Raw genomic sequence first — 15,778 nt, forward strand, 5'->3', positions numbered from 1 at the left:
AAATCAGCTTAAAACGGACTGTTTTTTTGTTTTAATTTAGAACACAAGCGACTGTACATATCCCAGGTGTTTACGGGGTTTTAACTAACCGTAATGGTTTTATCCCCTTCTTGTTCAGCTTCTCGGCCATTCTTATCCTGTAAATAGACCTTTACCGTATAAGTACCCGTTTCTTTGGGAACATAATAGATGGCGCTAGTGGTTGAATAATCCCGAATTGTCTGTTCGACTCCGCCGTCTTTAGAATAAGTAAACTTGTATTTATAGGGCTTCAGTCCGCCTTCAGCCGTTGCTCTTAACGATACCGAACTGCCTAGAACGATGGTATCCTTAGCAACCGTAAAAGTCTTGAGACTCGGCACTGCATAAACCATATATTTTTCAATTTTACTCTTTGCCTGTGGACTGCCATTATCATCCTGTACGGTCACGATAAAGGTATAGGTACCACTTAGTGTCGGGGTAAAGACAGCCTTATTATCTGTTGACTCAATCGGGGTAACTGCTCCACCGTTTAACTGATAAGAAAAGGTATAGGTGTACGGTGTTTTCCCGCCAACAACCGCTGCTGTCAACTCAATCGGGGTTTCTACATATTGTCCGGATGGTAGGTTTGCTGTAAAAGATTTAACCACCGGATGATCAACGACCTCAAAGTCTAGAATACTGCCTTCGTAATCTTCTGTACACACTCTACCAGTCGCATCCTTCACACGGACATGAAGGCTATAGAAGCCCGGTTGCTGAGGAATGAAGTTAACCGTTTTGCTGGTTGAATAGGCTTTGATTGTCTGTGGAGTTGTTTCGTCCTGATAGTAATAATAAAACTCGTATGAATATGGGCTTTTGCCACCAGTAGCGGCAGCAGTCAGCTTAACTGTTGTTCCAATGTTGACACCAGAAAGCTTATCGGTCTTAAAACTCTTTACTGCCAGCCCCTGCAACACCTTATAGCCGCTGATTTTATAGGTAGCCGTATTCGTTCCATCAAAGACGTCCACACAAATATTATAGGAACCTGTTAACGTTGGTGTAAAGGTTGCTGCTGCGGTATAAGGGTCGGCTGTTGTACTTGGGGTGGTGATTGGAATCGTCACCCGATTACTCCCCTGCATGTAATAAAAATCAAATTCCGGGTCAATCAATCCTGTTCCCGACTTTACTTTTGCTGTAAGAATAACGGCATCACCCGGATAAACTGCTGAACCCTTGGCCTTTGACGGGGTCAAACTTTCAATCACCGGCGGATTGCCAACCGTTGCGATGGCACTGACATCCTGGTTATCATAATTGGTACATTTCACACCATTGGCATCAGTGACAATGACATGGAATTTGTAATTGCCCTTGGTTGGCATCGCAAAGGTTACGGTTTTTGACTTCGGATTACTACTGGGAACTGCCTGTGGGACTGTTCCGCCATCCAGATAATAATAAAACTCATAGGTATAAGGGGTTTTCCCACCACTACCAGCAGCTGTCAGTTTAATGATATCCCCGACAATCAGATCGGTTGTTTTGTTCGCCTTGATCGATTTGGTGGTGACATCCGATAAAACCTTGTAACTGGATTTTTTTACTACATCTTTAGAGCCGATACTATCAGTTGCGGTGATCGTGAAGGTATAGCTTCCTGGTTTAGTTTTATCAAATTCAAAAACACCGTTATTCGTTTGTTCCTGTTTATCAACAATAGTGCGTCCCTGTTTGGCCTCAAAAACATAGGTAATATCCTGAAATCCTGTTGATCCATTTTTCTCGGCCGTAATAATTAAGGTATCATTTTCATAGGCTACTGGTGTCGCGGTGTGTGAGCCAACACTCTGATCTTTTTCAACGGTTAAGGGTTTAAGATCCGGCGGGTTGGTCACGGCCGCCGTCTGGCTAATTGTATCTACTGTATCTGCCAGTACAATACCGTTTAAATCAGTTACTTTTACGGAAAATGTATAGTTACCGACCTCATTTAATTGGTATGATGTCGTTTTATCCTTAGTGCTGACAATCGCTGTTTCAACCCCATCCGGTCCGGTTACATAATAGTCATAGGTATAAGGGGTTTTTCCACCGCTGGCTGAAACGGTCAGTTTGATGGTACTCCCCAGTAGTAAACCAGTGGTTTTACTAAGCTTAACCGCTTTGGCGGTTCCCAGCGATAAAACCTTGTAACTGGTAATTTTTTTAGTCACCTTGGTTCCTTGTTGGTCGGTCACTTCCACCATCAGGGTATAGCTTCCTGCCATTGGTGGCACAAATTTGGCGCTGGCCAGCGCGACCCGATTGGTTCCTGTTCCTGCTACATTGACAGTGTCACCAATCTTCACCCAACTTCTTCCCTGTTTGTAGGAAAAAACACAACTCAGATCACCATCGCCTTTGGCATTTTCCAGTTTCGCACTCAACTGAACCGAATCCTTTTGGTACACAACTGCTGTGTCGGCGGGGTCTGTTTTCACCTTATCTGCGTTGAAATCCGAAATCACCGCCGGATTAGTGACCTTAACCGGAACACTGGCTGACTCATCGATATTGCCACTCGGTTGATTATTGGCGTCCATGATTTCGACATAGAAGATGTGCTCACCTACTTCAGTCATCGGATAATTGACTGTCTTTGCTGTCGCAAAAGTTGTATTGATAGCTATCGGACTAATATCACTGGGTTTTTTGACATAAAACTTATATTGATACGCGGCTTTCCCACCGGTTCCACTGGCAGTCAGTTTAACCACATCACCCAATAGTACGCCACTGGTTTTACTGACCTTTACCGCTTTGGCTGATGGAGCTGCCAGAACCTTGATGGAACTCATGGTTTTGGTATCAGCTATTGTCCCATCCGGGTTTTTCAGGGTGACGGTAAAAGTATAGGTGCCCGCTGTCGTTGGTGTAAAAGTAAATGTATTGGTAGTCGCTACCGTGGTAATCTCAGAATTGGGAATGGTGATTAAACTACTCCCGATCTTTCCGGTTAAAATAAGAGTTGAACTGGCAATAACGGGATCGACTTCAGCTATTATATCTATGGGTGTGCCAACATAAAAGACATCGCCAGTCGTTTTAAAATCACTAATCAAGGGGTTATTATTGATTGTTAAGTCTTCTTCTATTGTCGTTTGCACGCCGTTGCTATCGCTAATCTCCACCTTTATCTCATAATCGCCATGTTCACCGAAAAATTTGCTCATCGTTTTAGTCGATGTTGGTTCTAATGACATGGGAATGTATTGATCGTCGGTTTCTGTCTTTAATTTATAAAAAAACTGGTATTTGTAGGTTGATTTCCCACCACTTGCGTTAGCGGTGAACTTTACCGTAGCTTCACGGCTTTGCGGGGTATCAAAGGTCAGTGTTCCCTCTAATTCAGGATAAACCACATAATTGCTAACCTGTCGTTTAGCAGTTAAATTATTGACATCTGACACTTCCACAAAAAAAGTATAGGTCCCTGCGGTTAGGGGGAAAAACGCATAACTGTTCTTGGTGCTATCAGCAGCGGTAATTTCAGTTTTGGCATCTGTACCGATTTGATAAAAATACTTATAGGTGTAAGCTCCTGTTCCACCTGAAGCTGCTTCCGCGTTAAGAATTACACCATCTGAATCGCCAAGATAGAAGAATGATCCATCATCTTTGGCGGCAGTAAAGTTGCCGATTTCCGGGGTATCCTGGATAATATACCCGGTAACTTCTAGCGATTTTACCGCTCCATAAGCATTGGTAACCGCCACTGTAAAGATATAGGTTCCGGTCTTTGGTGGCGTAAAGGTAATACTGGACTGATCTGAATAGTCCTGGATCACTTCGGTTGTTCCATCTACTGTATAAGAAAACTTATACTCGCTCTCGGTTTTTCCGCCGGAAGCCGTGGCAGTCAGTTTAAGTTCGGTTCCCAATTCCTGGGGTGAAGCCTTATCAACTTTAAAATCATCAACTTTGAGATAGTCATAAATTTTATAATCGGTAATCTTTTTGATGGTTTCAAGCCCCTGATCATCTTTTACCTTTACATAAAAGGTATAAATGCCAGATTCGGTTAGGCCCGTTGTTTCCCAGTTCATCGACGTAGCAGATGTACTGGCTTCCGTTTTATCAACAATGGTTTGGGTACCAATCGTATGATAAAACTCATAGCTAAATGGTCCCGTTCCGCCGGCTACCGTCGCAGTAAATTTTATGGGAATGTTGATATACTGGGGGGATGAAACGCTTGAATTAAAATCAACAAGTGGCTGGTTGATTACCTTATAGCTGTCAATAATCGTGTTGCATGTGACATTCGCGCCATCCTCCACCTCAACATAAAAGGTATAGATGCCAGCCTCAGACAGTGTAAACGGAGCTGTGCTAACCGTGGACCAATCTTGTATGGTATTACCCGGTACGCGTGTTCCATCTAGTTTGACTAAATCGTATGAGAATCGATAACTCAGACTGCCGGTTCCACCCGTTGCTGCCGCAGTCAGGGTGATGTCGGTATTGATATTTTGTCCCGATGGCAAACTTGATGTTAATGTGGCACCGAAGCTTAAGGTATTGAAGGTTATTCCATGCTCAAAGGCATATTTTTCGGCCTGGGAATCTTTGTAACCTGAGATTTTAACCCCACTTGTATCGTTAAAGGCGTAAGCATCAATGGTTTTTACACTGGTTGGAATCACTACCTCGGTAAGACTACTGCAACTGCCAAAGGTGTAGGATGCGGTTGCATCGCCAGACGCGATGGTGGTGACGGTCATCGGAACGATGATCTTCTGGACATCTGTGTTGCCATTAAAAGCACCAGCGCCAATCGCCACCACTTTATAAGTGGCCAAGTTAGCGGGGATGCTTACCGTTGGATCACTGCCACTGTATTTTGTGATGGTCGCAACACCATCAATTACATCATAGTCATAATCACCAGAGGTCGCCATCGTTTCCATGGTTTCAGACGCCGCCAGGCTTTCTGATTTATTCATGCTCTGGTTAACTTCAGGGGGTGTCAGAACAGGCTCTTCCTCGGGAACGTTCTGATCCGTGTCGGGAGCGATTGGTTCCGTCTCCGGCACTTCTGCTTCGGGGGACGCCGTCGTCTCCGTTTCAGTTGGCTCAAAAGCCTTTTCAATCAGATTGTCCACGCTTTCTGTCCGGGTTGGTTGGGTCGGTTGGTTTAATTCCTCCGCCAGCACGCCAATCGGCAAGCTACCAATAATCAGCATCGTACTGATTAACAGACATACGCTTTGTTTGAGTCTTTTCTTCATTTTCCCTCTCACTTTCTTGCTTAAATTCTGGTTCGTTATTTCAATTTATGTAAAGTCACCACATTAATTATCGAATTTCATCGATTAATCCATTCTATTGCATATCGTGCAATAAGGATATCGACATTACTTGTCTATTTGTTTAGTAAATTTTAGTATAAATTTAAAGTGCAATTGCCCGGCTACTCCGAACAATTGCACTAAGAATTCACTGCTTTAATTTTTAGATTCAATTTGTTTATGGATTAATAAATATATTTGTATCAGCTGTTGTCGCAGCGACTCCGCCATCAACCGGGGTGATCGTAAAGGTCACTGTTGCTACGGTGTCGCCCACATCCGTTATCAAACCGGTTATTGGATCAATCACTGCCGTTCCCGAATCAATCCGAGTAAAACTGATGGTATAATCTGCGTTATCAATTCCTGCCGCGGTCATCATTTCTCCCGCTCGGGTCAGGATATTGTCCCCCACAGTTTGTACCCCAAAATTAAAGGTGTTTATTTTAGCCTTGGAGATAACATACGCTCCGGAGTAAATCAGATTTTTCTGAGCCGCAACTATTTTTGCTGTTGCGGAGTCCACTGCCGATTGGGTATTATCAGCGGTCATCACATTAGCCATCACTACAGCCTGATAAGTCGACCATGAAGGCGCCGTATAATTGGCTTCCACAACCGCCAGTAAGGCCGCATTATAGGCGGTCAGATCAGCGCCTAAAACCAGAATGCCATTTTGAAGCGCAAGCAAGGTTTCGGTGTAGCCATCCACCACACTCTGTGAATAGCCTTTGAGAGTCTCAGCTGGTATACTTGTAATGGCCTTAACCTGGTTATCATTTGTATAAGCAGTAAACGAGGCCGTGGTATAGGGTCCATCTGAGATTTTAATGTTTTTTGCGGCATTAAACGCGGTCAGATCAGCCGTTTTTACGAGCTTTGCAACATCATCATTTATGTCAGCGGTGGCTGTATCAATAGTCGCCTGTAGGGTATCTTTTGAGATCACATCATATACCCACACCCCATTTGTCAAACTGCCATAGATTTCGCATTTTGCAGTGTAGGCATTCCAGGTCGCCAAAGTATAAGGTGCGTTGGCCGCATCAGCACCATACTGCACGTAAATTGATATCGCTTCATTAAAACCTGCTAAATCAGAATAAAGCACCAGCATTTTCTGCGCTTCCAGAATATTTGCGGTAGCCACATCCACCTCCGTTTGGGTGTTTGTCCGTGTTACCACATTGGCATCCAATACTGCTTTATAGGTTGACCAGCCAGACTTCACCTGTTCTTCCTTTATTGCGGCTATTGCGGCATTATAGGCGGTCATCTCGGCATACTTCACCAGATTTTTCTGAGCTTTGATGATGGCAATCGTCGCCGCATCGACCTTGGCCTGGGTATCCTCTGTAGTCACCACATTAGCGTCAACAATAGCTTGATAATCAGCCCATGACTCTGGCGTATAGTCTGCTTCTTTAACCGTGTCCAGGACATCATAATACACATCCAGATCAGCCTTTTTGACCAGGCTTTCCTGGGCTTTTTCAATCGCGTTTGTTGCTTCAGTTATCTTGTTGGCAATATCTGACTTTGTTACCACATTAGCATCCACGACTTTTTTATAGGCCGCCCAAGTAACTGTAGTATAATCGGCTTCTTTTACCTGAGCAAGAACGGTAAGATATTTGTCATAGGCAACCTTAACCGGCGTTTCCACGATCATGATTTCAATGGCTTCCAGACGTAGACCCTTTCCTTCCGATCCAGATAAGGTACCATCAGCTACCCAGCCCTGTTTCCAACCTTCATTTTGAATGTGGGTACGGTATTTAACGGAATAATCCGCTGCGTCGGTTCCCATCAATCTGATTTCAATGGCTTCCAATCTTAAACCTTCGCCCACTGATCCAGACAGATCACCATTTGACACCCAACTCTGAGACCAGCCCTTGTTCTGAATATGTGTCTGGTATTGAATATCTAAATCATCGGGCACGCTACCGTTTAATTCAATTTCGATTCCTTCCAGACGCAGTCCCTTGCCTTCTGATCCCGATAGATTGCCGTCATTGATCCACCCCTGAGCCCAGCCTTCGTTCTCAATGTGAGTACGATAAGTAACCCCAAATCCGTCATCTGTTTTCTCCGGTTCCTCTGCAAAAACAGTGGTTGACAACGCTGCAGACACGATACATAAGCCAATAATCAAACTCAATAATTTCTTTTTCATATTTATAACAATTCCCTTCATTTCACCCAAGGCAAAAAAGAATCACGACGACTTGCAAGGACTGACAAAATTTTATTTTACTTGCTTCATCTTCAAAACATATAATTCCCGTTCATTTTCGATTTCTTTATGTAACACAAACCCAAGGGTTTCCTTGATATCGGCAAAGTGCTGCGCTGTATCGGTCTTAAATTCTGTTAAAACCGCTGTTTGCTCACAGACTGCATCGAGTTTTGTTTTGACTTCGCCTAGCTCAAACTTGATACCCGCTACATCATTTTTGACTTCGTTTAGCTCAGTCTTGATACCCGTTACATCGTTTTTGACTTCGTTTAGCTCAGATTTGATACCCGTTACATCGTTTTTGACTTCGCTTAGCTCAGTCTTGATACCCGTTACATCGTTTTTGACTTCACTTAGCTCAGTCTTGATACCAGCTACATCGTTTTTGACTTCGCCTAACTCAGTCTTGATACCCGCTACATCGTTTTTGACTTCACTTAGCTCAGTCTTGATACCAGCTACATCGTTTTTGACTTCGCCTAGCTCAGTCTTGATACCCGTTACATCGTTTTTGACTTCGCCGAGTTCCGACTTCATACCATTTAAACCGGTTTCGAGTTGACCCAGTTTTTCCAGGACAATCTGTTGAAATGCATCATTTGTCATGATTTCACCTGCCTTTTATTAAAAATAATCGTCGTTCAAAATTACTCTATTGCTAGTATTATACACTATTTCAAGGCCAAATAGAATCTATTTTTAGTTTCTAAACCATCCCGCTCATCAATTTAAGTGACCGGCACCGTATGTTCTAATTGAAATGTTCCCCTTAAATCAATTGATTAAACAATAGCTCCCATTACTGGATAATACCACTAATCCCTCCAGCTCCATAATCGCCAGCTGCTCAATCAGCAACACCTGATTGATTCCCGTCAGTGCTTCAAGCTGTTGGATGGTTTTTTCTGAGTTGATCAAAAGTGCATGGATCTTAGATTCATCGGGCGTTAGTTTTCTCTCCGTCTGATTCTGTGAATGATTGACCGTAGCATTTGCGATTTGTCCACTCGTTTTATTGGTTCGGGTCAAAACCGGCTTCTCCATTAGATCCTGCAAGTTTAGTTGCTCAGGTTTTAGATACAGCGAAGCACCATTTTTAAGTAACTGATTCGTTCCCTGGCCACTCACGCAATAAATTTCATGCGGCGGTGCCAAGATAACCCGATTCAGTGCTTTAGCGAACGAAGCGGTGCTCAAGGCACCGCTGTTTCGCCCCGCTTCCACCACCAGCAGTTTCTGACTCCAGCTGCTGATCAACCCATTTCTCTGGAGAAAATTTTCCGGCCTTGGTGTTGTGCCAGGCAGATATTTAGAAATCACCGCTCCATTTTCACTAATGGCTGCCTGCAACTCCCGATGTTCTTTGGGGTAAAAAACATCCAGGCCATTTCCTAAAAATGCCATCGTGTAACCGCCCGCCTTCAGGCAAGCGGTGTGGGCATAACCATCAATGCCTTTAGCCAGGCCACTGATTACCGGGATGCCCTGATGCGCCAGGTAGTCAGCCGCTTCTACTGCCACCTGCTTGCCATAAAGCGAGCAGCGTCTGGAACCAACAATCCCAACTCCAATGCTATTATTTCGAATCGTACCCCTATAATAAAGAACGATTGGTGCTTCCGGCCACGCTTTTGCCAGTTCCGGATATAAGGGATCATCATATACAAGCACCTTCATTTTTTTCTTTGCTAACTCATCCATAACTGAAAAAGCCCCATCCAATGAATGGGCTTGACAAACTGACTGCGCCAGAGAAGAACCAATTCCCGGAACGGATCGCAGTTCTTCTTCAGCTGCCGCATAAATGCGAGCGGGCGTTTTAAAATAGTCCAGTAATTTTTTCTGGGTGATGGGGCCGATGCCCTTTAGTTCGGTTAGCCAGATCCAGTATTCCATTTTTCACCTTACAGAACCGTCAACCCGGCCCGATCCTTTTCTAAATCTCTGGCCATTATCGCCAATGCAACATCCTTTTTGCGAATTTTTACTGATCCATCCATGTCGGCAAAGGTTCTGGCCACCTTGAGATACTTGTGATAAGCTCTGGCACTGTACTGATACCGTTCATAAGCCATCATCAACAGCTTCTTCCCGTCATCTTCCAAAATACAGTATTCTTTAATCAGCTGATTTCCCATCTGGGCGTTACAGTTGATCCCTTTCATTTTAGCAAATCGCTGCTGTTGTATTTTTCGAGCAGCTTCAACCCGCTGTCTCAGACTTTCAGAGGTAGCCCCCCGATAATCGTTGGACAAATCGATAAAATCAACTGGTCGCACGTATTTTTGAATATCCATCCGATCCATGATCGGCCCGGAAATTTTCTGACGATATTTCATCACTTCATAATCCGTGCACTTGCAGCGTTCAGTGCCATAATAACCACAGGAACAAGGGTTCATAGCAGCCACCAACATGAAGCTGGCCGGGTAGGTATTCGTATACTTGACCCGCGAGATGGTCACCCGCTGATCCTCCATCGGTTGTCGTAGCGATTCCAGTGTATTTTTACCAAACTCGGCGATTTCATCCAAAAACAACACGCCATTGTGAGCCAAAGAAATTTCACCCGGAGTGGCATCCTTACCACCGCCAATCAGTGAGTTGGTTGACGCATTGTGATGGGGCGATCGAAACGGCCGTTTTTTTATCAAGCCGCTCTTTTCTTTTAAAATACCCGCAACGCTATAAATTTTTGTCACTTCCAGGGCTTCTGCTTCAGTCATACTCGGTAAAATGGTCGGTATCCGCTTGGCAATCATCGACTTCCCGCAGCCAGGCGATCCAATCATCAGTAGATTATGTCCACCGGCAGCGGCCACAACAATATATTCAATCAACCCATCCTGTCCCTGGACATCACAAAAATCGATGCCATCGATGTCATCCTGGGCGGCGGCGATGCTATTTTTTTTATTCGGCTGATAGACTTTTTTATCTTCTAAAAAATCAACCACGTCCTTTAGCGCATCAAAACCAAAAACCTGTATTCCCGTAACCAGAGATGCCTCTTGGATATTATCCAGGGGAACAATGATGTTTTTAACACCGGCATTCCGGGCGGCAATCACCATTGGTAAGATTCCTGAGCAGGCGCGCAGCCGGGAATTTAATGACAGTTCGCCGATGATCCCGAACTTCTCTTTTTTTACCCGCACCAGCTGACCGGTTTCAATCAAAATGCCGATAGCGATCGCTAAATCAAAATGTGATCCACTTTTTTTAAGATCACTTGGAGCCAGGTTGATAACCACCTTCTTCTGGGGAAACTTATATTTACTGTCATTAATGGCCGCTTCAACTCTCTCTCGGGCTTCTTTGATCGCGGTATCACCCAAACCAACAATGGCAATCAGCGGCTGGCCGGTAATTGTTTTAACCTCAACATCGACGAGATACGCCTCTACCCCTGAAATCGCAAAACTGTTTACAATTGATGCCATAACGCCTCCTGACCGCCCTTTAATCTTTTATCGACATTTTATAGACTGCCACTTCACTCACTGAAATGAAATCTCCGATTTCTCGCATGGTGTAGTTTTCTTTAATCGCCAGCTTGATAAAATTCTTTTTAAAAACACTTAGAGCCCGTTTTCGGGAACCTGATTTGATGGCCTGATATATTTCTTCATCACCGGCAACATCCTTTAAGAGCCTCTCCAGACTTAACTGGCTTTTATGATCCTCCCGATCATCGACTGATTTAATCAGAGGGTTCGCTTCAGCCGTTTTTTTATCTGGTTCATTTCTGGGAAGTACTTCAAAATCAACCGGGATTTCCAGTTTGTCAGCATCCATAAACTCACAATAGGCCGGAATCGCTTTGCTGCGCTCTTCGCAAAAAATACCCAGTACAAAATTGATGTTCACCAGACTAAGATCATTGTTTTTTCGATAGTATTGATCACTGCTCCAGCGATAGTCACAAACCCGACCGCAAATTTTTGCAGCCACCGGATTTTGATGAACGTATCGAAGTAGTGACAGCAGGTAGCGATCATCACTGACAGGGTAGCCTTTGTAGCGATTTTCAAAAACATGACCAGTGCGTTTGTTTTTCTGATTATAGTAACGGCTGAAATGTGAGTTGATCCGGTGCATAATATCTCTGATTGAAACCTCATGTCGTTTAAAAATCAAGTGATAGTGATTGCCCATGATGACAAAACCGTAGCACTCAAACCCCATGATGATCTGAACCTCGCGGATCAGTTCCAGAAAATATTCCTTATCCTCATTGCGGTTAAAAATAAATTCCCGGTTATTTCCTCGCTGGATCAAATGATAGACCCCGCCGCTATACTCCAACATTGGCTTTCTGCCCAAATAATCACCCCTCACTTTAGTAATATTCTACCAAAATCTGGAAGCGTTTGCAATTAAAGGTTGAAATAAATAACACAGATCTTAACGATTAAGTCATTTCATCTACAACAAGACTTGTGACTGAATCATCTTTGAGATTGTCGGTTTCAGCCACTTCAAAAAATAAAAAAGACGATCCGGGTCCCGAAGAACCCGAATCGTCTCGGTACTCTGTTTCTACACCGTATATCTATTCCTGCTGATTTTTTTAGCAAGCTTTACTCTTTTCGAATAAAAACTCAGGGTCAAGATCCGCTTGATTGCACCATTCAATGCTGTCAAAACTAACGCGTACAGTCTTGAATTTCTCCTCATCCTTCAATTCTTGAAAAATACCCTTATCCAAATATGGACTGACATCGACGTCTCTTTTCACCATTTTCAAAAGTTAATAGTAACTTATAGTCCTTTAAAGGTTCTACATTGATAACTGCTAAATACATCATTCGACCTCCTATTTTAATGGATCAATTTATCTCATGGGCTTTTGCCTGAATGTGCCGCCTTTTTTAAATGTTCTCAAATGAATGTTTCGGGGTTGTTTTTCTTCAATTGGCACAATGGCCAAGGTCTTGCCAAGTGGTCTTAGTATTTTTAAAATAGTCATCAATTGGGGATCAGTTGTACCTTTTTCCATTCGGGCAATGACGGGTTGCTTAACACCACTTGCTTCTTCCAACTGCTTTTGGGTGATTCCCTGATCATTTCTAGCACGGATTAGTTCGCTTATTAATGCTACTCTCAAATCAGATTCCATTATTTCTTCCGGGGTGAATGTTTTTTTCTCAAACTCATCCCAGCTTGATCCAATGGGACTTACTTTTGTCTTACTCATTTTCAATGCTCCTTTCAACAAAATCTTTCATATACCGTTTCGCTTGTTCAATTCCTCTTTTAGGTGTTTTCTGTGTCTTCTTCATGAAATAATGTAGAAGAATAAAACGGTTGCCATCCCATCCAACAAATAAGATCCGATCTCTTAACGGTCTTAATTCCCAAATTTCACCCTCTATGTGTTTGACATAAGGCTCACCAACTCTTGTGCCATGTTCTCCGAGTATCTTCATGTAATCTCTAATTTTGTTTAGTTTAATCCGGCTATCCTTGTCATTTTTGCTTGCTAATTTTTCTAAATACTGTAACACTGGCTCTTTACTATTTTGTACATACTCGTTAATTACCTTTCAAATATGCTTCTATTATAACTCTTAAGTTATATTATTGCAATGATTTAACTGTTTTAATTTTCTGACAAAACCCACAAAGTAATACGGTATTTGAAGTGATGGTTTGATTCAGGGACCGTTGATTATGGGGAAAGCTGGAATGATTTTAAATCCTAGCCCGGAACCAGTGGCACCATCATCCGGATTGGGTGGCACTCATCATCAGATCAACTGGCACTGCAGTCATAATTGTTACAAAATCGAAAGACGTTTTGCTACAATGGTCAGAAATCACGGTTTGCAACGGTGCCGATATGTCAGACTTCGTGGGGCAAAAATTCATATTACCATGGCCAATCTAGCCTGCAATATTGCAAGGATGGTTTCTTTGTTATTACGCAAATAAAAAGTGTGAGAATCTGACGAAATAGGCAGCAACAAAAGTGTCTGTTTATGCCTATTTCGCAGAATTTTCCGAGCCAATTTATAAAATGAACTCACTAATTGAATATTAGGTTTTGAATCTGCGAATATTCATTCACAATTTATGAACTCGTGTTTTTTTATGGCCTTTTTTCGGAGGTTTCACTGGCACCGTTTGACTCAAATATGGGAGAAAAATTTTGGAAATGATTTCAGATCAGAAGAACAACCAACTTGCATCTGTTTCACTATTCATTTGATCAATTGAAAAAGGGGAAGTTTGACTATTCCCCTCATCATCAATGCACGTTCACATGAACATATTTCCCAACAAATTCATTGGGTGTCAATATTTCCGGTTTCTCAATGTCAATGTCTGCAAAGTCTTTATCGCCGGTGATGAGAATGTCCACATCTTCGACTACGGCTCAATAGAGCACTGGATAGTCCATTTCATCCCGAATTTCAAAGAGATTTTCATCCATTTCGTCAGGAGTGTAGACATATTCATAGGGAAGAACGGTTAGAAAATGATCCAGGTCAGCGGATCTTCCTTCGCATTTTCTCTCAACCACACCTTTTAGTTCTTCAATCACGAAGGAAGATAGAACGAGACGATGATCTTTAAGAATCGCTGCAATCAAGTCATTCATGATCTTACTTTTGAAAATAATTGAAGAAATCAAAACATTAGTGTCCAGCATGATTCTCATTGCTTCTTTTCCTTCTTTTCCTCAAACCGTTCTTTCCGGACTTCCTTCACCAGATTCACAACGTCTTCTTCAGATTTCAAATCTAATCGTTCCGCTTCACCGTCAAAGGCATTTTGCACTTGTTCGAGAGCAAGCATTGCTGAGTTGGCAATCACCATGTAGCCATCTTTCTCGATGAAGACCACTTTTGTCACCTTCCTTCAGATTCAGTTTCTTCCGAATATTGATGGGAATGGTCACTTGACCTTTAGACATTACTTTTGCAAGATCCATTATGCTACCTCCTTAAACCCTACTTTTCCTACTTTCAGTATAGCACCGGTATCTCTTTTTGCAAGATCAATCCAATTAATCCAAAAGAATCTCACCATCTGATTGTAAGCGCTTAAATACAAGGTACCACACAAAAAAGAAAAGACGACCCGAGTCCCGTAGAACCCGAATCGTCTCTCTGTTTTATTTCTCTGTTTCTCAACCGCCAACTCAATAAGTTAAGTGACAGGCACAGTTTGTTAATCAGAGTGCCAGAAACTTCTTGACATCTTCAATGATTGAGAAATTGTCGATTTCATAATTCAATAGTTCCATCATCTTCAGATCCAGCTCAGCAATTTTTCTCTGGTATTCAGCAGGCATAATTCCAAATTTTTTTGATAATCGATTGATTGCTAAATCACTCAGACTATCTTTTTTGCCTTTTTCAATCCCTTCTTCAAAGCCTTCTTCTCTTAAAACTTCGGCCAATGTCATGGTTACTTCACTTCCTTCCTTGTAGGTTAATACCAATTCTCTAATAACAGTATTAAATTGCTCCTTTGTAAGCTTCGGCCCGGACGTCAGAATATAGCGCATACAGGTTTCAAAATACTCAAGACCCGTTTCCTTTTCATCCAGCTCTGCTAAAGCTTCGGCTGCTTTAAAAATCGTTTCCAGAAATTCTTCACCGCTTTTTTTGAAAATATCCCTGGCAACTGACAATGCAATCATCAGTTCTGCATTTCCTTTGATATCTTCATCCGAAAACTGGGATAAATCATAGAGCAGGTAGCGGTAATCGGGGATCATTTGTTTGACTTCTTTTGGTAAGATGTCAAAATCCAGGATCAGATCACTGAACATGGGATTGATTTTCCATTTCGTCTCCCCATGACAAAGCACCATTGGGATAATCATCGGAATATGTGTATCAAGTTTCTTATTTACGTTTCGATTCCAGATGCGTACCATATACGTCAGCAATTGCAATGCCACCATTCTGTCGGGGTAACTCTTGTGTTCAAACAGAAAATACAGATAACCGTCACGCTGATTAATTTTTGTCCTGAACAACATATCTGAGAATAATTCACTAAGTTCTTCATCAACGTGGCTACCATTCTGAATTTCCAATTCACTCAAATCAACCATTTTTAAAATCGATTCTGGCAGGTAGTTTTCAATGAAATCTCTGGTCACTAAGGGATTCGAGAATGTATCTTTGAAAAACTTGTCATGGGGATTCTGAGCTTTTGTCTTAGTCTTTTTCATTCGTTCACCTTCTTAGATATTGATATAATTATAACC

At 42.5% G+C, this 15,778-nt stretch carries 13 protein-coding genes; 1 reads left to right on the forward strand and 12 read right to left on the reverse strand.

Going from position 1 to position 15,778, the window contains the following annotated elements; translation table 11 throughout:
• Positions 1-80 precede the first annotated feature (80 nt).
• The 8 genes from DOZ58_RS07755 to DOZ58_RS07795 all read right to left on the reverse strand — a co-directional run bounded on the left by DOZ58_RS07755 (position 81) and on the right by DOZ58_RS07795 (position 13,058).
• Entirely contained in the window at positions 81-5,246 is a 5,166-nt protein-coding gene (locus tag DOZ58_RS07755) for a leucine-rich repeat protein (protein WP_111887789.1), read from the reverse strand.
• Positions 5,247-5,484: 238 nt separating this feature from the next.
• The gene (locus tag DOZ58_RS07760) at positions 5,485-7,485 is read right to left on the reverse strand and encodes a hypothetical protein (RefSeq protein WP_162624473.1); all 2,001 of its coding nucleotides are present in this window, start codon (positions 7,483-7,485) and stop codon (positions 5,485-5,487) included.
• A gap of 72 nt (positions 7,486-7,557) precedes the next feature.
• Positions 7,558-8,154 carry a polyhedral envelope protein gene (locus DOZ58_RS07765; protein ID WP_111887791.1) on the reverse strand — a complete coding sequence of 199 codons (597 nt, stop codon included), beginning with the start codon at positions 8,152-8,154 and terminating at the stop codon, positions 7,558-7,560.
• 168 nt (positions 8,155-8,322) lie between these two features.
• On the reverse strand, positions 8,323-9,444 hold the full coding sequence (gene dprA / locus DOZ58_RS07770; protein WP_111887792.1) for a DNA-processing protein DprA: 1,122 nt from the start codon (positions 9,442-9,444) through the stop codon (positions 8,323-8,325).
• Between the two features lie 8 nt (positions 9,445-9,452).
• Positions 9,453-10,991 carry a YifB family Mg chelatase-like AAA ATPase gene (locus DOZ58_RS07775; RefSeq protein WP_111887793.1) on the reverse strand — a complete coding sequence of 513 codons (1,539 nt, stop codon included), beginning with the start codon at positions 10,989-10,991 and terminating at the stop codon, positions 9,453-9,455.
• A 19-nt stretch (positions 10,992-11,010) separates the two neighbouring features.
• The gene (locus DOZ58_RS07780) at positions 11,011-11,859 is read right to left on the reverse strand and encodes a transposase (RefSeq protein ID WP_162624474.1); all 849 of its coding nucleotides are present in this window, start codon (positions 11,857-11,859) and stop codon (positions 11,011-11,013) included.
• 526 nt (positions 11,860-12,385) lie between these two features.
• Positions 12,386-12,748 (reverse strand): helix-turn-helix domain-containing protein, encoded by a 363-nt coding sequence (locus DOZ58_RS07790; RefSeq protein ID WP_111887795.1) that lies wholly within the window; start codon positions 12,746-12,748, stop codon positions 12,386-12,388.
• Entirely contained in the window at positions 12,741-13,058 is a 318-nt protein-coding gene (locus DOZ58_RS07795; protein WP_204355490.1) for a type II toxin-antitoxin system RelE/ParE family toxin, read from the reverse strand. Before DOZ58_RS07795 ends, DOZ58_RS07790 begins: the two co-directional genes overlap by 8 nt.
• A gap of 181 nt (positions 13,059-13,239) precedes the next feature.
• Here DOZ58_RS07795 and DOZ58_RS19080 point away from each other — a divergent pair, with 181 nt between their 5' ends.
• On the forward strand, positions 13,240-13,485 hold the full coding sequence (locus tag DOZ58_RS19080) for a transposase (protein WP_256372209.1): 246 nt from the start codon (positions 13,240-13,242) through the stop codon (positions 13,483-13,485).
• Positions 13,486-13,930: 445 nt separating this feature from the next.
• Here DOZ58_RS19080 and DOZ58_RS07805 read toward each other — a convergent pair whose 3' ends face one another.
• The 4 genes from DOZ58_RS07805 to DOZ58_RS07815 form a co-directional block, all read right to left on the reverse strand.
• A complete protein-coding gene (locus DOZ58_RS07805; RefSeq protein ID WP_242988636.1) occupies positions 13,931-14,215 on the reverse strand; it encodes a PIN domain-containing protein in 285 nt (94 codons plus the stop codon).
• Positions 14,212-14,400 (reverse strand): hypothetical protein, encoded by a 189-nt coding sequence (locus DOZ58_RS07810; RefSeq protein WP_371414224.1) that lies wholly within the window; start codon positions 14,398-14,400, stop codon positions 14,212-14,214. The genes DOZ58_RS07805 and DOZ58_RS07810 overlap by 4 nt, the downstream gene beginning before the upstream one ends.
• Positions 14,318-14,488, reverse strand: coding sequence for an AbrB/MazE/SpoVT family DNA-binding domain-containing protein (locus DOZ58_RS19260; RefSeq protein WP_371414198.1), 171 nt, complete (start codon positions 14,486-14,488; stop codon positions 14,318-14,320). The genes DOZ58_RS07810 and DOZ58_RS19260 overlap by 83 nt, the downstream gene beginning before the upstream one ends.
• A gap of 243 nt (positions 14,489-14,731) precedes the next feature.
• On the reverse strand, positions 14,732-15,742 hold the full coding sequence (locus DOZ58_RS07815; protein ID WP_111887797.1) for an Rpn family recombination-promoting nuclease/putative transposase: 1,011 nt from the start codon (positions 15,740-15,742) through the stop codon (positions 14,732-14,734).
• Positions 15,743-15,778: the final 36 nt, after the last annotated feature.

It is taken from the genome of Acetobacterium sp. KB-1 (genome assembly GCF_003260995.1).
Taxonomy (GTDB): domain Bacteria; phylum Bacillota; class Clostridia; order Eubacteriales; family Eubacteriaceae; genus Acetobacterium; species Acetobacterium carbinolicum.

Excerpts from the sequence above, each read along its gene's own strand:
- dprA (WP_111887792.1), bottom strand. The coding sequence starts at position 9,444 with ATGGAATACTGGATCTGGCTAACCGAACTAAAGGGCATCGGCCCCATC.
- DOZ58_RS19080 (WP_256372209.1), top strand. The coding sequence starts at position 13,240 with ATGATTTTAAATCCTAGCCCGGAACCAGTGGCACCATCATCCGGATTG.
- DOZ58_RS07790 (WP_111887795.1), bottom strand. The coding sequence starts at position 12,748 with ATGAGTAAGACAAAAGTAAGTCCCATTGGATCAAGCTGGGATGAGTTT.
- DOZ58_RS07755 (WP_111887789.1), bottom strand. The coding sequence starts at position 5,246 with ATGAAGAAAAGACTCAAACAAAGCGTATGTCTGTTAATCAGTACGATG.
- DOZ58_RS07775 (WP_111887793.1), bottom strand. The coding sequence starts at position 10,991 with ATGGCATCAATTGTAAACAGTTTTGCGATTTCAGGGGTAGAGGCGTAT.
- DOZ58_RS07765 (WP_111887791.1), bottom strand. The coding sequence starts at position 8,154 with ATGACAAATGATGCATTTCAACAGATTGTCCTGGAAAAACTGGGTCAA.
- DOZ58_RS07760 (WP_162624473.1), bottom strand. The coding sequence starts at position 7,485 with ATGAAAAAGAAATTATTGAGTTTGATTATTGGCTTATGTATCGTGTCT.
- DOZ58_RS07805 (WP_242988636.1), bottom strand. The coding sequence starts at position 14,215 with ATGAGAATCATGCTGGACACTAATGTTTTGATTTCTTCAATTATTTTC.
- DOZ58_RS07780 (WP_162624474.1), bottom strand. The coding sequence starts at position 11,859 with ATGTTGGAGTATAGCGGCGGGGTCTATCATTTGATCCAGCGAGGAAAT.
- DOZ58_RS19260 (WP_371414198.1), bottom strand. The coding sequence starts at position 14,488 with ATGGATCTTGCAAAAGTAATGTCTAAAGGTCAAGTGACCATTCCCATC.
- DOZ58_RS07815 (WP_111887797.1), bottom strand. The coding sequence starts at position 15,742 with ATGAAAAAGACTAAGACAAAAGCTCAGAATCCCCATGACAAGTTTTTC.